Source organism: Psychromonas sp. (assembly GCF_047632955.1).
In the GTDB taxonomy this organism is placed as follows: Bacteria; Pseudomonadota; Gammaproteobacteria; order Enterobacterales; family Psychromonadaceae; genus Psychromonas.
This window is the reverse complement of sequence record NZ_JBLIED010000047.1, coordinates 1-22,748: the sequence shown is the minus strand read 5'-3', so window position 1 is coordinate 22,748 and position 22,748 is coordinate 1. Positions and strand designations below refer to the sequence as shown.

The window sequence follows — 22,748 nt, the reverse complement described above, 5'->3', positions numbered from 1 at the left end:
GCAATCCAGCCACTGACTAACATATCAAACCATTGTTCTACTCCACTGCAGGCGACAACAATATTTCCATAAACAAAAGAGCCATAGAAAAGCAGATCATCTTCACCAAGTGATGCCGGATGGAGAGTTTGATGGTTAATATTTGCACTGCCATCCCGCCATGCTTGCTGCGCTTTTTTTCTTGCAAATTGCTCAAACGGAATGGTCCATTGATTAGGATTGCCAAGCGAAGCTTCATAAAGAATTGCATCTTCAAAGCTTGATTCCCAAGGTTTTACTTGCGGATCCATAATCACGATATGAAGCTCTTTACGATTTGTTCTATCAAAAAGTCGCTCTATTGATGGCGTTACCAACTCCACTGCATCAATTGCTAGCTGTTTATGTGTTATCACTTTTTCATCCTCTTTATTTCTAATATCGTTTAATTCTATTGTAATACTTTATGATGTAAAACTATTGAGGTTGATAATGTTACACAGCTCAAATTACAGTGATTAATTTTGCGACTTAGATCTAATAAAAAACTTATGAGCACTGCTTTCAAATAAGTCAATGCCACTTATTGGAGGTAAGGGCGATCAATCAGGTTAAATAAATAACTGTAGCCTATAAGCCTGACGCTTGCCTAAGCAGAGGTTGTTGTGCAATCAAGAAATACCTCGGCCGAAAAAATTAGCGTTACTGAATTATTGAAGGCTATCGTCGTTGTCGTTTAAAGAGCATTAGGCGATATATTTAGGCGTAAAAGAAATAGATGGAATCAGGGGGTGTGTGTCGCTGGCATGCATTTAAAAGCGCATAAACGAACAGAAAATCAACGGATTTAGTCAAAGAGGTTAATGCTATTTTTATTGGTTTATTTAGGCGAACAGGGCTTGTTCGAAGATCTCAGAAGGGTATAAGGAGTGTCTTTAAAATGGCGTGAACTGGAATTTTATCAAAGGGTCTAACGGCAGCAATGAACCTTACTACAGTGTGACTTCTTAGCAGCCTTAATACTGTAGCAGGGTTGTATTCGCATTATTTATCGAGGTTGAGGAAATAATCAAAGATTTCCGGAACATTACCGTTGCCCATGCCTGCATCAACAGCGGCTTTGAGGTTTGAAGAGGTGCCCTCGGCAATCTCTGCCCGTGTACCCAAATCCTTAACCATCTCGAGGAAATAACCTAGATCTTTGTTGGCATTAGCGATTGAGAAGCCCAGATCGCTGACGCCGTCCACCGCATATTTTTTACAAAATTGCATGAATGGTGAATTGGAAGGGCCAGTCGACATGATCTCGAAAAGCTGCTGACGGTCTACACCGGCACGGTCAGCCACTGCAAAAGCCTGCGACATGGCACAAACTGTGGTCATGCCCATAAAGTTATTGATCAGCTTGGTTGTGTGACCCGCACCGAGTGCACCCAAATAAAAGACATTTTCGCCTTGCTGTTCAAGAACAGGCTTTACCTTATCGAAAGTCTTCGGGTCGCCTGAAGCCATAATGTTAAGTAGCCCATCTTTAGCATGTGCCGGGGTACGGCCTAGCGGAGCGTCGATCATACCCGCGCCTTTTTTGGCAAGCTCTGCACCTATCTTACGCGTAGAAGCCGGGATCGAGGTTCCGAAATCAATTAACACTGCGCCTTCTTTGATGCCGGACAAAATGCCATTTTCGCCATAAACTAGCTTTTCAACAACAGAAGAAGTGGTCAGGCAAAGCATCACAATGTCACTGGCTGCGGCCAGTTCTGCGGGTGAAGAGGCTTCGGTAGCACCGCGAGCAACAACTGCCGCAACGGCTTCCTTGTCGAGATCCATTACAATCGGCTCATAGCCTTTTTTTTGTAAATTTTCAACCATATTGCCGCCCATAAGGCCGAGACCGATGAAACCGATGACAGGTTTTGTCATATCTAACTCCTGAATATATTAGTTTATGTGTGTGTTTATATTATTGTATGATTATACTAAAGTAAAGGATATAAGCCAGTGTGTATTAATTAATCATTAAATAACTTAAAATTATCGCAAGGATTAAGTTATTTAAGCAGTTCAAAACTGCGTTTTGTTTTCTTATCGTCTGCAGGCCGTCAAAGGCGAAAGGCTGATAAGAGAAATTAAAGCAAGCGAAAGCTTACACCGAACCAACCGCCTTCATCGCCACTACGGCAAAAAACTAAAAAACGCGCACTAAAACAGATATAAAGACTTGAGTGCTGAGCAGGGTAATGACAAGGATAAAAAATTTAGGTTATTGTTTAGCTTTATAGGGAGAATCCGATAAGAGACCGGGTTATTCACCACCGCTTTACTGCGGCTATTTCAACGACAATATCAAACGCGTAAGCACTTAAGGGGTGATCAATTTGACATTTCTTTACAACGTACTTATTGAGTTAAAAATAGTTCTGTGGTATAAAGCGCATCGAGATTGTAACATCAATTATTCGTAACAAATCTCACTAACTGGCGCGGACTTTAATTGTTTGTAAATTCACTGGTTGAATTCATCGATTTAAAGACGCTCTTCAAATAACACACACACATCGACACGTCACTCGGGGTGCCTGATTTCACTAATTTGAAATTTGGTCGAGTGTATGGGATGTGTGGAGGCCTAACCCCTTAAAAGGAAATTCTCATGGCAAATGTATCAATGCGCGATATGCTACAAGCAGGCGTTCACTTCGGTCACCAAACTCGTTACTGGAATCCAAAAATGAAACCTTTCATTTTCGGCGCTCGTAACAAAGTTCATATCATCAACCTTGAAAAAACTGTTCCAATGTTCAACAGTGCACTTGACTTTTTAGAGCAGAAAGCTGCTAAAAAAGGTAAAGTTCTATTTGTTGGTACTAAGCGTGCAGCTTCAGAAGCAGTAAAAGAAGCAGCTATCAGCTGTGACCAATTTTACGTTGATCACCGTTGGTTAGGTGGTATGTTGACTAACTGGAAAACAGTTCGTCAATCGATCAAACGTTTGAAAGACCTTGAAATTCAAAGCCAAGACGGTACTTTTGATAAAGTAACCAAAAAAGAAGCGTTAATGCTTACTCGTGAATTAGCGAAACTTGAAAAAACTCTTGGTGGCATCAAAAACATGGGCGGCATCCCTGATGTAATCTTCGTAATCGATGCAGATCACGAGCACATTGCAATAAAAGAAGCGAACAACCTTGGTATTCCAGTGATTTCTATTGTTGATAGTAATTCATGCCCAGACAACATCGATTTTGTTGTACCTGGTAATGATGATGCTATCCGTGCTATCAAATTGTACTTAGAAGCAGCTGCAACAACGATTAAAGCAGGTCGTGAGCAAGATGTACTAGTACAAGCTGAGCAAGACGGTTTTGTTGAAGAAGTTAGTGAATAATTAGCTTTTCTAAGCTAAATATCTCTTATTAATCAGTCTATGATTGATTATCTGGGGGCAATAGCCCCCTTTTTTAATTAAAACAATAGGAATTAGATAATGGCTATTACTATAACAGCTAAGCAAGTTAAAGAACTTCGTGACCGCACTGCTGCGGGTATGATGGATTGTAAAAAAGCATTAGTTGAAGCCGAAGGCGACATCGAACTTGCAATTGAAAACATGCGTAAATCAGGTGCAGTTAAAGCCGCTAAAAAAGCGAGCCGAGTTGCTGCTGAAGGTGTGATTTTAGCAAAAATTGAGGGTAGTATTGCCCTTATCGCTGAAGTAAACTGTGAAACAGATTTTGTAGCAATGGATAAAAGCTTCCTTGCTTTTGCAAATAAAGTTGCAGAAATCGCATTAGCCAATAAAGTGGTTAGCGTGGAAGCACTTAATGAATTAGCTTACGATGATGAAACTGTTGAAGTTGCTCGTGGTCATTTAGTGTCTAAAATTGGTGAAAATATCTCTATTCGTCGTTTATACATCGTTGAAGGTGAAAACCTTGGCGCTTATGTTCACGGTGGAAAAATTGGTGTTGTTACTGTGCTTAAAGGTGGCGATGCTGAACTTGCAAAAGATCTTGCAATGCATGTTGCTGCAGCTGCTCCTCAGTATGTTAAAGCTGAAGATGTACCCGCTGACGTTGTTGCTAAAGAGAAAGAAATTCAATTGGCAATCGCAGTAGAAAGTGGCAAGCCTGAAGCTATTGCTGAAAAAATGGTTGCTGGTCGTATGGCTAAATTTTCTGGTGAAGTCAGCCTAACGGGTCAACCCTTTATTAAAGATCCTTCGATCAAAGTTGCCAAGCTTCTTAAAGATGCCGGCGCTGAGGTTGTCTCATTTATTCGTTTAGAAGTGGGTGAAGGCATCGAGAAGAAAGTTGAAGATTTCGCTGCTGAAGTTGCTGCGACAATGGCTGCTTCTGCTAAATAAGTAAATAAGTAATTGTTCTGAACAATAAGCTTTGTTTATGGTCTTTAAAGAACCGCAGCTACGTCTGCGGTTCTTTTATATTCAGAATATGGTCTGCTAGCAGTTTTAAAATTTTAAAATTTATACCTGTTAGGTTAATAAATTACGTGTAAAATTTATTAACCTAACCGGTATTAAGTCTACATTAAGGAACTAGCATGAGAACAAAACCAAAATCTGTATATCGCCGCATTTTATTAAAATTAAGTGGTGAGGCTTTGGTCGGCGAGGAGGGCTTTGGGATTGATCCTAAAGTGCTGGATCGCATGGCGCTTGAAATTAAATCATTAATAGAAGTGGGTGTACAGGTTGGGTTGGTAATCGGTGGCGGTAATATTTTCCGTGGAGCAGGCCTCGCAGAAGCCGGCATGAACCGGGTTGTTGGCGATCATATGGGCATGCTGGCGACGGTAATGAACGGTCTTGCTATGCGCGATGCTCTGCACCGTGCGCACGTTAACTCGCGTTTAATGTCAGCGATTCCTTTAAGCGGTGTTTGTGATGATTACAACTGGGCTGAAGCAATCAGACACCTTACACAAGGGACCGTGGTGATTTTTGCCGCAGGAACAGGCAATCCGTTCTTTACTACCGATTCAGCCGCTTGTTTACGGGGTATTGAAATAGAAGCCGATGCGGTTTTAAAAGGTACAAAAGTGGATGGCGTGTTTGATGCCGATCCTGCTAAAAATCCCGATGCAAAATTATTTAAAGAAATCGATTACCAATTAGTATTGGAAAAAGAGTTAAAAGTTATGGACCTTGCTGCATTTACCTTAGCGCGGGATCATAGTTTACCGATACGCGTATTTAACATGAACAAACCCGGTGCGTTAAGCCGTGTTGTCTTAGGCGAAGATGAAGGTACAACGATTAAACATTGCACGACAGTAATCGAAAAAAACGAATAAGTTTATAACTGAAAATTAGGGAAATTGTTATGATTAATGAAGTTAAAAATGATGTTCAAACACGCATGAATAAAAGTGTTGAAGCATTTAGAAACCAACTTGCAAAAATTCGCACAGGCCGTGCACACCCCAGTTTATTAGATGGTATTATGGTGCCTTATTACGGCAGTAATACACCGCTTCGTCAAGTCGGCAATGTCTCAACTGAAGATGCCCGTACATTAACCGTAACGGTTTTTGACGCCTCTTTAATTAAAGCGGTAGAAAAAGCTATCATGGGTTCAAACTTAGGTTTAAACCCGATGTCTGCGGGTACTGTTATTCGTATTCCTTTACCGCCGCTAACCGAAGAGCGCCGTCGTGATTTAATTAAAATTGTTCGTGGTGAAGCTGAAAATAGCCGTATTGCTATTCGTAATATTCGTCGCGACGCAAATAACGATTTAAAAACACTGGAAAAAGATAAAGATATCAGTGAAGATGAACAACGCGTTGGCGAAGAGCTAGTACAAAAAGTCACCAATGATCATATTAAACAGATTGAAGATCTGCTTGTCGTAAAAGAAGCCGAACTGCTTGAAGTTTAATTACATTAGTTAGCGTATTGCGGTTTTGAATACGCTAACTAATGTTCCGCTGTTTATCAATTCATCAAGGTTGATTGTGACCAAGTTAAATGAAAATTCAAAATGTGCCAGACACGTCGCGATTATTATGGACGGCAATGGTCGCTGGGCACAAAGTAAAGGTAAGCATCGTGTATTAGGTCATAAACACGGTGTTAAATCTTTACGTAAAGCAATTGTTTTTGCCAGTGAGCAAAATATTGAAGCATTAACTCTGTTCGCATTCAGCAGTGAAAATTGGCAACGCCCGGAGCAGGAAGTTAATATGCTGATGGCGCTTTTTTTTACGGTATTAACCAGTGAAGTCAAAAAGTTACATAAAAACAATATTAAACTTCAAGTGATTGGTGACCTCTCCGGATTTAGCGAACGGTTACAAAAAAAAATCATTGAAGCTGAAATTACGACCCGAAATAATAGCGGTCTAGTTGTCAATGTTGCCGCAAATTATGGTGGACGCTGGGATATTACCCAGGCAACCAAAAAATTAGCTACTTTAGTGGCAGCAGGCAAACTCAAGGTCGAAGATATCAATGAGCAGCTTCTTAATGATGTTATCTCTTTGGCTGGATTACCGCCGGTGGATCTTATGATCCGTACGGGGGGCGACCAACGTATTAGTAATTTTATATTATGGCAACTGGCTTACGCGGAATTTTATTTTACCGATGTTTTGTGGCCGGACTTTGACGGTTGCGAATTTCAACAGGCGCTAGATGTATTTTCAAGTAAAGAACGTCGCTTTGGAAAAACCGGTGCACAACTAAGCTAATAATTGATTTTACTGGACTTTTCAGTATAAACGTATTTAACAAAGGTGTTTCTGTGCAACAACGAATTATAACTGCTTTAATTTTAGCCCCCATTGCCATCGCTGGTATTTTCTTTCTCCCGTTAAAGTTTTTTATGCTTTTTAGCGCCACCCTTTACCTGCTTTCCAGCAAAGAGTGGGCAGGATTCGTCAGTAAAACCCCTTCCAGTCTGATTCTATTTCTTTTCGGTTTGGTGTTGGGGGCAACATTATTATTAATCCCCGCTGAACAAATCTGGAGTGCCGATAAGGTCAACGGTTATATTATCTATGGCCTGCTGGCCGCCGCTATTTGGTGGTGTATTTCTCTACTGATGGTGATGAGTTACCCAAAATCAGCAAAATTATGGAAAAATAGTAAATTTATCAAATCTATTTTTGGTTTGTTAACTCTGGTTCCGCTTTTTTGGGCAATGGTGGTTCTGCGTTCCATTAATATTTACCATGATTTTTATTTTGGTGCTGAACTATTAATGTACGTTTTCTTTCTGGTTTGGGCTGCCGATATTGGCGCATACTTTTGCGGGAAAAAGTTTGGCAAACACAAGTTAGCACCTAACGTCAGTCCCGGAAAAACCCTAGAAGGCTTTTTAGGCGGAGTAGTGAGTGCCATGCTGGTGGCAATGATGGGCTTAGACTTCTTTGTTATTCCTGCCGATAAGATGGCACTCTTTTTGGCAGGCTCTTTAATCACTATTATGGTTTCTGCATTAGGTGACTTAAGTGAAAGCATCTTTAAACGGGAAGCCGGCCTGAAGGACAGCAGTAATTTATTGCCCGGTCATGGTGGTATTTTAGATCGCATCGACAGCTTAACCGCTGCAGTGCCGGTCTTTACACTTATTTACCTATTCTGGTTAAGTTAGAATATGAAAAAATTAGCGATATTAGGCGCAACGGGCTCGATAGGCGATAGTACACTTAGCGTTTGCCGGAGTAACCCCGAGTTATATCGAGTAACCTTATTAGCTGCCTCATCCAGTGTTGATAAAATGTTAAGGCTGTGTCGGGAATTTACGCCATTGTATGTGTCAATGAGCTCTACAATAGCGGCTGAAAAATTACGCAGCCTATTAAAAAGAGATAATTTATCCTGTCATGTACTCGATGATGAACAAGAGTTATTACAACTGCTTGCAAGTGATCAGGTTGATTCTGTGATGGCTGCCATCGTCGGAGCCGCGGGTTTAAAAACCACACTGGCAGCGGTCAACGCAGGTAAAGAAATTTTTTTAGCCAACAAAGAAGCGCTGGTAATGTCCGGCGCACTGTTTATTGATGCCGTTAAAAAGTCCGGTGCCAAACTTTGGCCCGTTGACAGTGAGCATAATGCTATCTATCAGGCGTTATCACCCCAGTTGCAGAATACTATTGGTGTTTGCGATTTATCCGGAGAAGGTGTCTCTAAGATACTATTAACCGGCTCTGGTGGTCCCTTTTTAGAAAAACCTCTCACTGAATTCGCCGCTATCACCCCGGAACAGGCAGTCAAGCATCCTAATTGGTCGATGGGTAAAAAAATATCCGTAGACTCGGCTACCATGATGAATAAAGGACTTGAGTATATTGAAGCACGCTGGTTATTTAATGCCAATAAAGAGCAGTTGCAGATTATCATTCATCCTCAATCAGTCATTCATTCCATGGTCCAATATAAAGATGGCAGTGTGATAGCGCAGATGGGCAACCCGAATATGCGTATTCCTATTGCTTATGTATTAGGCGGTGAGCAGCGTATACAAAGTGGCGTAGATTTTTTAGATTTTTTTGCAGCGCCTGATTTTAGTTTTAGCGCGCCTGATTTTGACCGTTACCCTTGCCTGAAATTAGCCATCGATGCTTGTTTTGAGGGGCAGCAATCAACCACTATTTTAAATGCGGCCAATGAAATTGCGGTGGAGGCTTTTTTAAATCAGAGCATAAAATTCACTCAGATATCACAACTTGTTGAGCGTGTTTTAAATCAATATGAAAGTGCAACGATTGAGTCAGTCGATCATTTGTTAGAGATTGATACACAGGCAAGGTTAAGTGCCAGTGAGATTATTAAACGGGATTATCTATGCTGAGTAGTTTATGGAATTTAGGTGCGTTTATAGTCGCATTAAGTATTCTGGTTGCGGTTCATGAATTTGGACACTTTTGGGTGGCAAGACGTTGCGGCGTAAAAATTCACCGCTTTTCTATTGGCTTTGGTAAAGTATTATTTAAATGGTTTGATAAACAAGGCACTGAGTTTGCCATTGCGGCTATCCCGCTTGGTGGTTATGTTAAAATGCTCGACAGTCGGATCGACGAATTAAGCGCTGAGGATGAAACCTTTGCATTTGATAAAAAAAACGTTTGGCAGCGCATTGCAATCGTTGCTGCAGGACCGGTTGCTAATTTTATACTTGCCGTTATTGCCTTCTTTTTTATGTATATGATCGGCGTGAACAGCGCTAAACCTATTATTGAAACCACGCAGGTCGGCAGCCCAATGAGTGTTTTACAAGGCGAAAAACACTTTCAAGTGGTCGCAATTAACGACCAAAAAGTTGGAGACTGGGATGCGTTGAACTTAGCTTTAGTGAATCAAATTGGCGAAAATCAGTTTGAGATCACTGTTCAGCCACTAAAAGACGACAATCCTAAACTCTCCAGTGAACCTACAAAAAGTTTCACTGTCTCATTGTCGAATTGGCAGTTTGATCCCAAAACAGAGTCAATTATTAGCAGCTTAGGCTTTATACCTTATACGCCGGCTATCTATTTAGAAGTTGCACAACTGGTTGATGGCGGGGCGGCAGACCAGGCAGGTTTACAGGTAGGTGATAAATTATTGAGCATTGATGGTGATAAATTAACCGATTGGCAACAATTTGTTGAACTGATCCAACAAAATGCCAAGCAAACGCTGCAACTTGAGATCCAAAGAGGCACAATAACTCGAACAGTTGCACTGACACCGGCTGCCAAAGAGCTTGAATCTGGATTTTATCAAGGTCACATTGGGGTTTTTCCGGTTATCGAAACCTATCCGGAAGAATACCGGGTTAAGCTTAAATTCGGGCCATTAGCGGCACTGGATCGCGCGGTTGAACAAACCGGGCTGCTCACCAAGCTGACTTTTAATACCATCATAAAGCTGGTTAGCGGTGATATTTCGGTTAAAAATCTCAGTGGACCGGTGGCGATAGCTAAAGGCGCAGGTATGAGCGCCAATTATGGTATCGAATACTTTTTGGGATTTTTAGCGTTAATCAGTGTCAACTTGGGATTAATGAATCTAATTCCTCTGCCGGTATTAGACGGCGGACATCTGCTATATTATTTGGTCGAAGTTGTGACCGGAAAAACAGTCTCTGAAAGGGTTCAAGAGGTCGGCTTTAGAATAGGCGGGGCTATTTTAATAACCCTGATGCTGATTGCTATACTGAATGATTTTGATTTGTTATAGCATATCAATGACCTCCGGCCGGAGCGTTTAAATAATGATTGTATTGAAACTTCGGTCATTAGTTTATAAACTCGCATCTTTTATATCGGTTACATATTCCTGCTGTTTAAGATTTACTTAAGAGTAAAATCGGCAGTTTCTTGAAAAATGATGTGCTTAGTGAGTACAAAAAACACGCGATAAGTGTGGTAAAGGATTAGCTAATAAAATGATTAAGAAATTTTTACTTACTGGTGCACTGATAATTGGCAGCTGCATTTCCGGATTTTCGTTTGCAGAAAAGTTTACCGTTTCTGATTTGCAGTTTGAAGGACTGCAGCGGGTGACTTTAGGTGCAGCGCTGCTCAGTTTGCCTATTCGGGAAGGGGATACTGTTGACGATTATAAATTAGGGCAAGCCTTAAAGCAGCTCTATGCGAGCAGTTATTTTGAGTCTATTGAGTTATTCAGAGAAGATGATGTTTTAATCTTCAAAGTAAAAGAACGTCCTACCATCAGTAATGTAGAACTTGCCGGAAATAAAAAACTCACGGAAGAACAAATTTTTGATTCGCTTAAATCATCAGCGCTGAAAGTGGGCGAATCTCTGGACCGAACAACCCTCTCGGGAATTGAAAAAAGTCTTGAAGATTTTTATCATAGCGTGGGTAAATACAGCGCTCAGGTTGAGACCGTGGTGACTGCATTGCCACGTAATCGCGTCGCCATTAAATTTATATTCAAAGAAGGCCGTACGGCAAAAATCGAGCAGATAAATATTGTCGGTAACAATATTTTTTCAGATGAAGATTTATTAAAACGTCTTACCTTAAGTGATTCCGGCGGTTGGTGGGATTTTTTTGCCGATGATGGTTACCAAAAACAAAAACTGGCGGGTGACCTTGAAGTTATCAAAAGTTATTATTTAGACCGTGGTTATATCCGTTTTGCTATTGATGAATCGCAGGTCGCATTAACACCCAATAAAAAAGGGGTTTACGTTACCGTTAATATCAATGAAGGGAAAATATACCGCGTTGCTGATGTCAAATTTATCGGTAATTTGCTCGGTTATGATGATGAAATTGCCACGCTTGTCCCTTTTAAACGCGGTGATACTTATGCGGCTTCCGATGTCGCCTTTACAGAGCAAAGTATTCGTAAATACTTTGGCCGCTTAGGTTATGCCTATCCGGAAGTTACCACATACCCTGAAGTTGATGATGCGACAAACACCGTTGTTATTAATTTTTCTGTCGATCCGGGTTCCCGTGGTTATGTACGGCAGATCAATATCTCCGGTAATACGACCACCAAAGATGTGGTTTTACGCCGAGAAATGCGCCAAATGGAAGGGAGTTGGTTATCCAGTGAAAATATTGAAGCATCTAAAACTCGCTTAAATCGTCTCGGGTTTTTCTCAAAAGTTGATATTAATACCGAAAGAATCAGTGATGATTTGGTGGATTTAAACCTTAACGTCGAAGAGCAGGCTTCCGGTTCATTTACTGCGGGAATCGGCTATGGTACAGACTCCGGAATGAGTTTAAGTGGAGGGGTGCAGCAGAGTAACTTCTTGGGCTCGGGTGATAAAGTTGGTTTTGAGGTGAAATTAAATGACTATAGTCTCAGTGGTAATGTGAACTATACCACGCCTTATCTGACTAAAGATGGAGTTAGTGGTGGCGGTCGAATTTTTTATGAAAAATTTGAAGCCGGCGAAGCTAATATCGTTGATTATACCAATACAACCTATGGTGTGCGTTTAAGTAGCGGTTTTCCGGTAAATGAAACAAACCGTTTAGGCATGAGTGTCGGTTGGGAACATAATGATATTACCCAATTAACCTCCTATGCACAAATAAGTCAATTTTGGAAGATTTATGAATCAGAAGTAGATGACGATGGCGCTGCAACATTTCAAAATTTTGATGTGTCGATGAACTGGACAAGAAACAATTTAGACAAAGGACAGTTAGCGACGCAGGGTACTAAGCATACTTTATCGGGGAAAATAACGGTTCCCGGCTCTGATTTGCAATATTTTAAAGTTAATTTTGATATTAGCCATTACCAGCGTATTACCGATTCAGGCGACTGGACTACTTTACTGCGAGCCTCGGCAGCATACGGGAATGGTTATGGGGAAATTGATGGTAATGACCAGGTTTTACCCTTCTTTGAAAATTACTATGTCGGCGGTTACCGGACTCTGCGTGGTTTTTCCAGTAATAGCGTCGGTCCCCGTGGGTTGTATGCCAGTAATGGCAGTGTCTTATTAACAGATGATTCGGTTGGTGGTAACGCTAAATATACAATGAGTGGCGAAGTAATTTTCCCCGTTCCATTTTTAGATGAGGCCTATGCAAGGCAGGTGAGATCAAGTTTATTTATCGACGCAGGTGAGGCATGGGACACTGAATTTGATTATGATTCTTACAATGAGTTAGGCTGCACATATAATTGTGATTATTTTGGTGATTACTCTAAACCGGGTAGGATTCGGGCTTCAATCGGTACACAAGTTACTTGGGTATCACCAATGGGGCCTTTAGTATTCACTCTGGCGTGGCCTTTAAAAGAGTATGAGGGAGATACAACGGAAATATTCTCATTTAATATCGGCGAAACTTTCTAAGCATTTTATAACAATAACAATAATATTCACATGGCTTGCAACAAGTGACGTGAGTTTTCAAAAATTTTAAATTATCTAGGAGTGAAAAGATGAAAGCATTTTTTAAAGTAGTTACATTAGCCGCAACACTGGTTTTCGTTCCCTATACGAACGCGGCACAGGCAGCACAAAAAATTGCCGTCGTATATCCATCAAAAATCATGCAGGAATCCCCGCAACGTGACAAGATCATCAAAAAATTAGAAAAAGAGTTCAAGGGCCGTTATCAAGCTTTGCAGCAACTTGAAAATGATATTAATAAATTAGAAAAAACCCTTAAGCGTGATGCTGAATTGTTAGGTAAAGATAAAGTAACCGCTATGAAACGTCAGGTTGAGGTTAAAGTCTCCGAGTACAAATTAAAACGTAAAGCCTTTGAAGAAGACAACCGTCGCCGTCAGAGTGAAGAGCAACAAAAAGCATTAGCTGTACTGCGTGACGTTATCAATACCATTGCAGTTAAAGATGGTTACGATATTATTCTTAACGGCGAGCAAATTGTTTTTTCTAAAGCAACACTTGATATATCAGAGCGCGTCATCAAAGAAATCAGCAAAAAGTAGGTTATCAAGTATGGGATACAATTTAGGGCAATTAGCAAAACAACTCAATGCCCAACTGGCAGGGGATGCGGATCAGGAAATTCATCGCCTGGCCACCTTTGAAAAAGCCGCACAGGGCGACATTACTTTCGTCTCTGATAAAAAATTATTAGCCAGACTGGCGGAATGTAAAGCCAGTGCGATTGTATTACCGAACTCTTTTAAAGAGGATTATCAAGGTAATGCGCTGTTTATGGAAACCCCCTATGTGGGTTATGCATTATTAGCCAGGATTTTTGATACAACACCAAATCCGCTATCTGCTATTGCCGACTCAGCGCAGATTCATAAAAATGCAATCATAGGTCAGAACGTCACTATTGCTAATAACGTGGTGATTGAAGAGGGAGTCGTGATTGCTGATAACTGTCAAATTATGGACAATGTTGTTATCGGGCAGTACAGCAGATTGGGAGAAAAAAGCAGAATTTACCCTAATGTGACTATTTATCATCGAACTGAGTTGGGTAAACGCTGCATTATTCACGCCAATACTGTGATCGGTGCCGATGGTTTTGGTAACGCACCCTACCAGGGTACTTGGATTAAAATTCCGCAAATAGGGAAAGTCATTATTGGTGATGATGTAGAAATTGGCGCTTCAACAACGATTGATCGCGGTGCGCTATCTGATACTATCATTGCCGACGGGGTTAAAATTGACAATCAATGTCAAATTGCCCATAACGTTTCCATTGGCGCACATACTGCAATAGCAGGCGGCTCAAATATTGCGGGCAGTACCAGAATCGGCTCAAGCTGTATTATAGGCGGGTCTGTGGCAATGAATGGCCATATAACGATTGCAGATAACGTCGTTATTACGGGGGATAGCATGGTCATGCGTAGCATTAAAGAGCCAGGTATTTACTCTTCCGGTGTACCGGTACAAAAAAATAAAGCATGGCGTAAAACAACCGCTTATACATTAAAGATTGATGATCTATTTAAACGTGTGAAAGCACTTGAAAAACAACTACAAGATAAAAATTAAGGAATAATCGTGACCAACGAATTAAACTCACTAGACATCAAAGAGATCATGGATCTTTTACCGCATCGTTACCCATTTTTACTGATCGATCGCGTGCTTGATTATGTACCAAAAGAAAGACTGCATGGCATTAAAAATATCTCTTTTAATGAGCCGCAATTTACCGGTCACTTTCCGGGTACGCCTATTTATCCCGGCGTTATGATTCTGGAATCATTAGCACAGGCAACCGGTGTACTGGCCTTTGCAACGTTTGGCAAACCCGCTGCAAATGAACTGTATTTTCTGGCGTCAATGGATAAAGTTCGTTTTAGAAGACCCGTTGTACCGGGTGACGTATTAGATCTTGAAGTTATCTATCTTAAGGATCGCCGCGGCATGGGAAAATTTGAATGTGTTGCAAAAGTGGATGGCGTAATCGCTTGTGAGGCGATGATCATGTGTGCAAGAAGGGAGATTTAATGACTAAAAAAATAGCAATTATCCACCCAACCGCGATTGTGCATGAAAATGCCATGATCGGAAAGGATGTAGAAATTGGACCCTATAGCATTATCGGCGATCGCGTTGAAATTGGTGATAATTGCTGGATCGGCCCGCATGTTGTCGTCAAAGGTCCGACTAAAATGGGTAAAGGCAATAAAATTTTCCAGTTTGCCTCAATCGGTGAAGATTGCCAGGATCTGAAATATAACGGCGAAGAAACTTTTCTGGAGATTGGCGATAATAATGTTTTCCGTGAATGTTGTACTATTCACCGCGGAACCGCTCAAGATAACGGCACCACACGCATTGGTAATAATAATTTACTGATGGCTTATGTGCATGTGGCGCACGATTGTGTTCTCGGCGACAACATCATTTTATCCAATAATGCCACCTTAGCCGGCCATACTAAACTTGCTAATAACGTCATTATAGGCGGTCTTTCTGCACTGCATCAATTTACCCGTGTGGGTGAGTTTGCCATGATTGGCGGCTGTTCAGCGGTGAACAAAGACATTCCGCCATACTTTATGGCGACCGGAAATTATGTGGAAGCGCAAGGTATTAACTCCGTCGGTTTAAAACGTCATGGTTTTGACAGTAAAGCTATTATGGAAATAAAACGCGCCTATAAAATACTTTGCCGTGAAGGTAATACGCTGGAGCAGGCCAAAGTTAAAATTGCAGAAAAATTAGAAGGCTGCCCGGAATTACAGATTTTATATGATTTTATCTGTGAACAAAGTCGCGGCATTGTCCGTTAAGCATTTTGTGCGGTAGTTTTATATTTAAAATTGGCTCATTAGAGCCTTTTTTTTTAAGAGCGAATTAAGATATGAATAAACCATTAAGAATCGGCTTAATCGCCGGTGAAGCTTCCGGTGACATTCTCGGCGAAGGTTTAATTAAAGCATTAAAAGTACATTATCCCGATGCGATTTTCGAAGGGATTGCCGGACCAAAAATGATCGCTCAGGGCTGTACTGCTTTACACCCGCTGGAAGCGCTATCGGTGATGGGATTTGTCGAAGTGCTGGGAAAACTAGGCAGTATTTTGCGTATCCGTAAGGCTATTATTAACCATTTTATCGCTAACCCGCCGGATATTTTTATCGGTATTGACGCGCCGGATTTTAACCTGACGGTTGAGCTTAAGTTAAAACAGCAATCTATTAAAACCATCCATTATGTGAGTCCTTCGGTGTGGGCCTGGAAGCAGTGGCGTATTCATAAAATTGCCAAAGCCACGGATCTGGTGTTGGCCTTTTTGCCCTTTGAAAAAGCTTTTTATGACCGCTTTGATGTACCTTGCCGGTTTATAGGCCATACACTGGCGGATCAACTACCGCTAAAACCGGAAAAACACCAAGCCCGGCAGCGCTTAGGCCTTTCGGGCGATGCTAAATTACTGGCTATTTTACCCGGTAGCCGAAAAGCCGAAGTTGAAATTTTAGGTCCCATATTTTTAAAGTCGGCAGCGATAATCAGCAGGGAATACCCGGATTACATATTTATTGTCCCGATGGTCAATGAGGCACGTAAAAAACAGTTGTTAGAGCTGCAACAGCAATATGCGCCGAATTTACCCCTGCAGATTTTTGACGGTCAGGCCAGCGCTGTTTTACAGTCAGCCGATGTTGTGCTGCTGGCCTCGGGCACGGCCGCATTAGAGGCAATGCTGGCAAAAGTGCCGATGGTGGTTGCCTATAAAGTGAACCTTCTCACCTATGTTATCGCAAAATCCCTGGTTAAGGTTAAATATACTTCACTGCCTAATTTAATTGCCGATAAAGAGATTGTAAAAGAGCTCAGTCAATATGATTGTACGGTGGAAAACATCGTCGCAGAATTAGAAACATTGTTAAGCCAGGATAACTTTGAGATGATCAATACTTTTATTCGTTTACATAAGTTGATTCGTTGTGATGCCGACCGGCAGGCAGCCCAGGCTGTGGTTGACGTAATAAATAATAAATAATAAATAATAAATAAATAAACAGCAATAGAGCATAATATGAGTAAATTAAAAATTGATTTTCCGGCCGTTGTCTATCCCGATTTTACCTTGATTGCCGGCGTTGATGAGGTCGGGCGAGGCCCCTTAGTTGGAGATGTGGTGACCGCCTGTGTTATTCTGGATGTTAATAATCCCATCTCGGGTTTAGCCGATTCGAAAAAACTCAGTGAAAAAAAACTGGCTTTGCTGTTTGATGAAATTAAGGAAAAAGCCCTGTTTGTTGCAGTGGGCCGCGCTTCTCCTTTGGAAATAGACGAGCTTAATATTTTGCAGGCGACTATGCTGGCGATGCGCCGTGCGGTGGAGAATCTCAGCATTCAGCCGGAGTTTGTCTTTATTGACGGCAACCGTTGTCCGCAATTGTCCATGCCCTGTGAAAGTGTTGTTAAGGGGGATTCCCGTGTTGCCGAAATAAGTGCCGCGTCGATTATTGCCAAGGTCACTCGGGATCGGGAAATGCGCGAATTAGATAAACAATATCCACAATATGGATTTGCCAAGCATAAGGGTTATCCAACCAAGGCGCATTTTGCAGCAATCGAAAAATATGGTGTTACACCCGAATATCGGAAAAGTTTTAAACCTGTTCAAAGAGTACTGGGTTTGTTATAAAATCAGTCCCTACTGTTAAATTTTTAAGCCGTTAAACAGCAGCGCACAGGTTATTCGAAAATAGTAAAGTTATAAAATAGAGATCGTATGTCAGTAGAGCAAAGCATGAGTATTTCCACTAAAAAACCAAAGTTTATTCACTTAAGAGTGCACAGTGATTTTTCGATGGTTGATGGTGTCACTAAAATAAAACCCTTAGTAGCTAAAGCAGCCGCGTTGAATATGCCTGCATTAGCGGTTACCGATCAGACTAATTTTTGCGGATTGGTTAAATTTTACGGTGCCGCCCATAATGCCGGTATCAAGCCGCTTGTGGGTGCTGATTTTTGGGTCAAAAGTGAGTTGCTTGAAGGTGAACAGTTTCGCATTACTGCACTGGCAATGGACAATCAAGGTTATAAAAATCTCACCGAATTAATCTCTAAAGCTTATTTACGGGGTCATGTTGGAGGGCGAGCCGTCCTTGATCAAGACTGGTTGATTGAGTATAACCTGGGCATTATTTTGCTTTCCGGCGCTAAAGATGGCGATCTGGGTAAAGCATTATTAAAAGGCAACCATGATCTCGCGGTTGAAATCACGCAGTTTTATCAACAATACTTCAGCCAGCGTTATTACATCGAATTAATTCGCACCAACCGCCTTAATGAAGAAACCTATCTGCATTACGCCTTAGATTGGGCTGAAAAGTACCAGCTGCCGGTGGTGGCAACCAATGAAGTGGTTTTTGCCGATAAAGCGCTTTATGACGCCCATGAAATACGGGTTTGTATTAACCAGGGTTATACCTTAGGTGATAATCGCCGCCCTAAACAATACAGTGAAGAGCAATATCTGCGCAGTCAGGAGGAGATGTGTGAACTTTTTGCAGACATTCCCGAGGCGCTTGAAAACAGCGTTGAAATTGCCAAACGCTGTAATGTCACACTGCGCTTGGGTGAATATTTTTTACCTGATTTCCCAACCGGTGACAAGTCCATAACGGACTATTTTTGTGAAGTTTCCTGGAAAGGTTTAGAGGACCGTTTAGCACTTTTGTTTGATATAAATGGGCCTGACTTTGCAGCCATTCGCGCCCCCTATGATCAGCGTTTACAAATTGAATTAGACGTGATTAACAGCATGGGGTTTCCCGGATACTTTTTAATCGTGATGGAATTTATTCAGTGGAGCAAGGATAATAAAATTCCCGTCGGACCCGGACGGGGCTCTGGTGCAGGCTCATTAGTCGCCTATGCACTTAAAATCACCGACCTTGATCCGCTCGAGCTGGAATTGCTGTTTGAACGATTTTTGAATCCGGAGCGTGTTTCCATGCCCGATTTTGATATCGATTTCTGTATGGACAGACGTGATGAAGTCATCGATCACGTTGCAGAACTGTATGGGCGGGATGCAGTATCACAGATCATCACCTTTGGTACTATGGCCTCGAAAGCGGTAATACGTGATGTCGGGCGGGTATTAGGACACCCCTATGGTTTTGTTGACGGCATTTCCAAGCTTGTTCCGCCGACGCCGGGCATGACCTTAAGCAAAGCCTTTGCAGAAGAGCCGCGTTTACAGGAACGTTATGACGGCAGTGAAGAGGTGCGGGCATTAATCGATATGTGTCGCCTTCTGGAGGGGACCATTCGTAATGCCGGTAAGCATGCCGGTGGTGTGGTTATTTCACCCACTACTATTACCGATTTTGCGCCTTTATATTGTGACGAACTGGGTCATAACCCGGTGACTCAATTTGATAAAAATGATGTTGAAACCGCAGGTTTAGTTAAATTCGATTTCCTCGGTTTACGTACCCTGACCATACTTCAATGGGCGTTGGATATGGTCAATGCCCATAAAGATGCGCGTGGTGAAGAGCCTGTCTTCATTGAAAAAATCAGCCTTACGGAGCCCGCTTGTTTTGAGTTATTAAAACGTTATGAAACCACGGCGGTCTTTCAGTTAGAGTCGCGCGGTATGAAGGATCTGATCCGCCGTTTGCAGCCCGACTGCTTCGAGGACATGATAGCCTTAGTGGCACTGTTTCGTCCCGGGCCCTTGCAATCGGGCATGGTTGATAACTTTATTGAACGTAAGCATGGCCGTGAGGCGGTTTCTTACCCCGATGAAAAATGGCAGCATGCCTCCTTAGAAGAGATTTTATCGCCGACCTACGGCATTATTCTCTATCAAGAACAGGTCATGCAGATTGCGCAGGTGTTATCGGGTTATACCCTTGGCGGGGCGGATATGTTACGCCGTGCTATGGGTAAGAAAAAACTCGAAGAGATGGCCAAGCAGCGTGAAACCTTTGAGCAGGGGGCAATTGATAACGGGATCGATGGCGAACTCGCTATGAAGATCTTCGATTTAGTTGAAAAATTTGCGGGATATGGTTTTAATAAATCGCATTCTGCGGCTTATGCGCTGGTGTCATATCAAACCCTGTGGATGAAAACTTTCTACCCATCATACTTTATGGCCGCTGTGATGTCCGCGGATATGGATAACACCGAAAAAATTGTCACCTTAGTGGCGGAATGTCAGAGTATGGGACTGGATCTCGGTCCGCCGGATGTCAACGAAGGGTTATTTAAGTTTAATGTCGATCCGGATCTGCGTATTGTTTATGGTATCGGTGCGGTTAAAGGCGTCGGCGAAGGACCCGTTGATGCGATTATCGAAGCGCGCACAGCGGGCGGTAAATTTGCCGATCTGTTTGATTTTTGTAACCGAATTGATCTTAAACGCTGTAATAAACGCATTTTACAAAAACTGATTCTGGCCGGCGCACTCGATAAACTCGGTCCGCACCGTGCCGCTTTAATGGAAACGCTGCCCAATGCCCTGCAGTCTGCACTGCAATATAAAAAAGCGGAATCCTTTGGGCAAACGGATCTGTTTGGAGTGTTAACCACGGACAGTGACGAAATCGCGAGTAAATTTTCTTCGGTAGATGAATGGCCGGAGAAACAGTGGTTAGCCGGTGAAAAGGAAACCCTGGGTTTATATCTGACCGGACACCCGATTAATCAATATGAACAGAATCTGCGCGCTTTTCATTGCCTGAAATTAAGCGGCCTAGTGGCTAACCGCCGCGGTCAGAATAGCCGTGTTGCGGGTCTGATTTTAAGCATGCGCATTATGGTCACTAAAGCGGGTAAACGTATGGGCATCATTACCTTAGACGATAAAAGTGCGCGTATGGAGATCACCGTGTTTGCCGATCTATTGGATCAATACGAAGAATTATTAGTAGCCGATAGTGTTGTCGTTCTACAGGGGCAGGTCAGTGAAGATTATTTTAACGGTGGTTTAAAAATGAATGCCCGTGAAGTGATGAGTATTGATCAAGCGCGTGAGCGTTTTGCCTCTAAACTGCGCTTAAAAGTCAATAGCGCTAATATTGATGCTGATTTTCAAGATCTGCTAAAGCAGGCATTACTGCCTGCCAAAGGGGGCTTATGTCCGGTGCATATGGAATATACCAATTCACTGGCCAAAACAGAGCTGGCATTAGCAAGGCAATGGTCGGTCACTCCCAGTGATGATCTGTTATTTTCATTATCCAGACTGCTTGGTCCTGAAAACGTCACTTTGCATTTTGATCATGTTAACTAGTGCTGATGTTAACTAATAAGGATCGAAAATGAATAAAGCTGATTTATTGACTGCATTTACAGCGCAACTAAACTCGATCCTTACTCCGCAGCTAAGCTTTGATCAACATTTCCATATCGCACTCAGCGGGGGATTGGATTCCGTGGTGCTATTGCATCTGTTTTCACGATTGCGCGCATCGGATAAAAGAACTTCTTTTTGTGCCCACCATATAAACCATGGTTTAAGTGAAAATGCCGCAGACTGGCAACTGTTTTGCCAGCAGCTATGCACTTCATTAGACGTTGATTTTTGCTGCTCAGCGGTGATTTTAGAGAAGAAAAATCGCACCAGTCTGGAAGCGCTGGCAAGGGACAAACGTTATGCTTGTTTAACCGGCGGACTAATGGAGAACAGCTATTTAATCACCGCACATCATCAGGATGATCAGCTGGAAACGGTTTTGCTTGCCTTAAAACGAGGGTCGGGCAGTACCGGTTTACAAGGTATTCAAAAAAAACAAAAACTGCACAAAGGTTATTTAATTAGGCCTTTATTAAACTTTTCGCGTGATCAGTTAGCTGCCTATGCGCAGCTTTTTAAGCTCCAATGGATTGAGGATGAAAGTAATCAGGACCGAGCTTTTGACCGTAACTTCATTCGCCATGGGATCACGCCATTATTAAAAAAGCGCTGGCCGGGGATCGGCAAAGCCGTTGCGCGCAGTGCTAATATTTGTCAGGAGCAGCAGCAGCTCTTAGATGAAGTGGCTCTGGCTGATTTTAATCTGAGCGTTGAATTTTTACTCAATCAGCAAGTATTACCCGTTGAAAACCTGGCGGCACTGAGCATTGGCCGGCGCAACAATCTATTACGCTTTTGGTTTAAAAAAAATAACTTAGACTACCCCTCGGCAAAACAATTACAAACACTCTGGACAGATGTCGCTCTAGCCAACAATGACGCACAACCTGTTCTGCAGTTTAAAGGCAGTTCAGTGCGCCGCTATCGCAATCATCTTTATCTGGTTAATGATAATAAAATCGCCGCAGGTGTTGATCACAAGGTTGAATGGCAGGGACAGGAGAAAATAGTGTTACTGGATGGCTTGGTTGAATTGTCCTTTACAGTGGAGAAACACAATAACGCTACTGAGCATTTACTCAAGGTCAGTGATAATACAAAAGTTGAAATCTGTTTCCGTTCCCAGCTCCCCGCCAATTTAACCTGCCAACCCCTGGGCAGAAAGGGTTCGCGCAGTATCAAAAAACTCCTGCACGAATACCATGTTGCTCCCTGGTTACGGGATTTAGTGCCCTTTATTCTGCTCGATGGAGAGCTGCAAATGGCGGTCGGGTTATGGTCTTGCCAGTCACCGGAAATGTCTGCCCAGCGCCGTTATTTAAGTATTTCTTTTGTTTAAACTGTTTATCTTCTGACGGCTATCTGCTTTCAGCTATCTGCTTTCAACTATCTGCTTTCAGCTATCTGCTTTCAGCTTTCAGCTATCAGCTATCTGCTTTCAGCTATCTGCTTTCAGCTATCTGCTTTCAGCTATCTGCTTTCAGCTATCTGCTTTCAGCTATCTGCTTTCAGCTATCTGCTTTCAGCTATCTGCTTTC

Annotated in this window: 19 protein-coding genes; 17 read left to right on the top strand and 2 right to left on the bottom strand. The window is 42.2% G+C overall.

Annotated features, from left to right (window positions below):
- Positions 1 to 395: hypothetical protein (locus tag ACJAZP_RS17705; RefSeq protein WP_415232071.1), on the bottom strand; the 395-nt coding region annotated here is incomplete at its 3' end.
- A 628-nt stretch (positions 396 to 1,023) separates the two neighbouring features.
- Complete coding sequence (locus ACJAZP_RS17700; protein ID WP_415232070.1) at positions 1,024 to 1,902, bottom strand: NAD(P)-dependent oxidoreductase; 879 nt, start codon at positions 1,900 to 1,902, stop codon at positions 1,024 to 1,026.
- Positions 1,903 to 2,632: 730 nt separating this feature from the next.
- Between ACJAZP_RS17700 and rpsB the strand changes: the two genes are divergently transcribed.
- The 17 genes from rpsB to tilS all read left to right on the top strand — a co-directional run bounded on the left by rpsB (position 2,633) and on the right by tilS (position 22,549).
- Complete coding sequence (rpsB, locus tag ACJAZP_RS17695) at positions 2,633 to 3,367, top strand: 30S ribosomal protein S2 (protein WP_415232069.1); 735 nt, start codon at positions 2,633 to 2,635, stop codon at positions 3,365 to 3,367.
- 105 nt (positions 3,368 to 3,472) lie between these two features.
- A complete protein-coding gene (gene tsf, locus ACJAZP_RS17690; RefSeq protein WP_415232072.1) occupies positions 3,473 to 4,345 on the top strand; it encodes a translation elongation factor Ts in 873 nt (290 codons plus the stop codon).
- A gap of 197 nt (positions 4,346 to 4,542) precedes the next feature.
- Complete coding sequence (gene pyrH, locus ACJAZP_RS17685) at positions 4,543 to 5,295, top strand: UMP kinase (protein WP_415232068.1); 753 nt, start codon at positions 4,543 to 4,545, stop codon at positions 5,293 to 5,295.
- Between the two features lie 29 nt (positions 5,296 to 5,324).
- A complete protein-coding gene (gene frr / locus ACJAZP_RS17680; protein WP_415232067.1) occupies positions 5,325 to 5,882 on the top strand; it encodes a ribosome recycling factor in 558 nt (185 codons plus the stop codon).
- A gap of 76 nt (positions 5,883 to 5,958) precedes the next feature.
- Complete coding sequence (gene uppS / locus ACJAZP_RS17675; protein ID WP_415232066.1) at positions 5,959 to 6,693, top strand: polyprenyl diphosphate synthase; 735 nt, start codon at positions 5,959 to 5,961, stop codon at positions 6,691 to 6,693.
- A 53-nt stretch (positions 6,694 to 6,746) separates the two neighbouring features.
- Positions 6,747 to 7,598 carry a phosphatidate cytidylyltransferase gene (locus tag ACJAZP_RS17670; protein ID WP_415232065.1) on the top strand — a complete coding sequence of 284 codons (852 nt, stop codon included), beginning with the start codon at positions 6,747 to 6,749 and terminating at the stop codon, positions 7,596 to 7,598.
- A 3-nt stretch (positions 7,599 to 7,601) separates the two neighbouring features.
- Positions 7,602 to 8,801: a 1-deoxy-D-xylulose-5-phosphate reductoisomerase gene (gene ispC / locus ACJAZP_RS17665; protein WP_415232064.1), complete on the top strand. Its 1,200-nt coding sequence runs from the start codon at positions 7,602 to 7,604 to the stop codon at positions 8,799 to 8,801.
- On the top strand, positions 8,795 to 10,171 hold the full coding sequence (gene rseP, locus ACJAZP_RS17660; protein ID WP_415232063.1) for a sigma E protease regulator RseP: 1,377 nt from the start codon (positions 8,795 to 8,797) through the stop codon (positions 10,169 to 10,171). Before ispC ends, rseP begins: the two co-directional genes overlap by 7 nt.
- Before the next feature lie 208 nt (positions 10,172 to 10,379).
- Positions 10,380 to 12,788: an outer membrane protein assembly factor BamA gene (bamA, locus tag ACJAZP_RS17655; protein WP_415232062.1), complete on the top strand. Its 2,409-nt coding sequence runs from the start codon at positions 10,380 to 10,382 to the stop codon at positions 12,786 to 12,788.
- 89 nt (positions 12,789 to 12,877) lie between these two features.
- Positions 12,878 to 13,390, top strand: coding sequence for an OmpH family outer membrane protein (locus ACJAZP_RS17650; protein ID WP_415232061.1), 513 nt, complete (start codon positions 12,878 to 12,880; stop codon positions 13,388 to 13,390).
- Between the two features lie 10 nt (positions 13,391 to 13,400).
- Positions 13,401 to 14,423, top strand: a complete 1,023-nt coding sequence (gene lpxD, locus ACJAZP_RS17645) for a UDP-3-O-(3-hydroxymyristoyl)glucosamine N-acyltransferase (protein ID WP_415232060.1) — start codon at positions 13,401 to 13,403, stop codon at positions 14,421 to 14,423.
- A 9-nt stretch (positions 14,424 to 14,432) separates the two neighbouring features.
- Positions 14,433 to 14,885, top strand: a complete 453-nt coding sequence (gene fabZ / locus ACJAZP_RS17640) for a 3-hydroxyacyl-ACP dehydratase FabZ (protein WP_415232059.1) — start codon at positions 14,433 to 14,435, stop codon at positions 14,883 to 14,885.
- Positions 14,885 to 15,673, top strand: coding sequence for an acyl-ACP--UDP-N-acetylglucosamine O-acyltransferase (gene lpxA, locus ACJAZP_RS17635; RefSeq protein ID WP_415232058.1), 789 nt, complete (start codon positions 14,885 to 14,887; stop codon positions 15,671 to 15,673). The genes fabZ and lpxA overlap by 1 nt, the downstream gene beginning before the upstream one ends.
- 71 nt (positions 15,674 to 15,744) lie before the next feature.
- The gene (gene lpxB / locus ACJAZP_RS17630) at positions 15,745 to 16,887 is read left to right on the top strand and encodes a lipid-A-disaccharide synthase (protein WP_415232057.1); all 1,143 of its coding nucleotides are present in this window, start codon (positions 15,745 to 15,747) and stop codon (positions 16,885 to 16,887) included.
- Between the two features lie 36 nt (positions 16,888 to 16,923).
- Positions 16,924 to 17,538, top strand: coding sequence for a ribonuclease HII (rnhB, locus tag ACJAZP_RS17625; protein WP_415232056.1), 615 nt, complete (start codon positions 16,924 to 16,926; stop codon positions 17,536 to 17,538).
- 87 nt (positions 17,539 to 17,625) lie between these two features.
- Entirely contained in the window at positions 17,626 to 21,147 is a 3,522-nt protein-coding gene (dnaE, locus tag ACJAZP_RS17620; RefSeq protein ID WP_415232055.1) for a DNA polymerase III subunit alpha, read from the top strand.
- Positions 21,148 to 21,175: 28 nt separating this feature from the next.
- Entirely contained in the window at positions 21,176 to 22,549 is a 1,374-nt protein-coding gene (gene tilS / locus ACJAZP_RS17615) for a tRNA lysidine(34) synthetase TilS (protein WP_415232054.1), read from the top strand.
- Positions 22,550 to 22,748 lie beyond the last annotated feature (199 nt).

Excerpts from the sequence above, each read along its gene's own strand:
- ACJAZP_RS17700 (WP_415232070.1), bottom strand. The coding sequence starts at position 1,902 with ATGACAAAACCTGTCATCGGTTTCATCGGTCTCGGCCTTATGGGCGGC.
- rpsB (WP_415232069.1), top strand. The coding sequence starts at position 2,633 with ATGGCAAATGTATCAATGCGCGATATGCTACAAGCAGGCGTTCACTTC.
- pyrH (WP_415232068.1), top strand. The coding sequence starts at position 4,543 with ATGAGAACAAAACCAAAATCTGTATATCGCCGCATTTTATTAAAATTA.
- frr (WP_415232067.1), top strand. The coding sequence starts at position 5,325 with ATGATTAATGAAGTTAAAAATGATGTTCAAACACGCATGAATAAAAGT.
- ispC (WP_415232064.1), top strand. The coding sequence starts at position 7,602 with ATGAAAAAATTAGCGATATTAGGCGCAACGGGCTCGATAGGCGATAGT.
- rseP (WP_415232063.1), top strand. The coding sequence starts at position 8,795 with ATGCTGAGTAGTTTATGGAATTTAGGTGCGTTTATAGTCGCATTAAGT.
- bamA (WP_415232062.1), top strand. The coding sequence starts at position 10,380 with ATGATTAAGAAATTTTTACTTACTGGTGCACTGATAATTGGCAGCTGC.
- ACJAZP_RS17650 (WP_415232061.1), top strand. The coding sequence starts at position 12,878 with ATGAAAGCATTTTTTAAAGTAGTTACATTAGCCGCAACACTGGTTTTC.
- lpxD (WP_415232060.1), top strand. The coding sequence starts at position 13,401 with ATGGGATACAATTTAGGGCAATTAGCAAAACAACTCAATGCCCAACTG.
- lpxA (WP_415232058.1), top strand. The coding sequence starts at position 14,885 with ATGACTAAAAAAATAGCAATTATCCACCCAACCGCGATTGTGCATGAA.
- lpxB (WP_415232057.1), top strand. The coding sequence starts at position 15,745 with ATGAATAAACCATTAAGAATCGGCTTAATCGCCGGTGAAGCTTCCGGT.
- rnhB (WP_415232056.1), top strand. The coding sequence starts at position 16,924 with ATGAGTAAATTAAAAATTGATTTTCCGGCCGTTGTCTATCCCGATTTT.
- dnaE (WP_415232055.1), top strand. The coding sequence starts at position 17,626 with ATGTCAGTAGAGCAAAGCATGAGTATTTCCACTAAAAAACCAAAGTTT.
- tilS (WP_415232054.1), top strand. The coding sequence starts at position 21,176 with ATGAATAAAGCTGATTTATTGACTGCATTTACAGCGCAACTAAACTCG.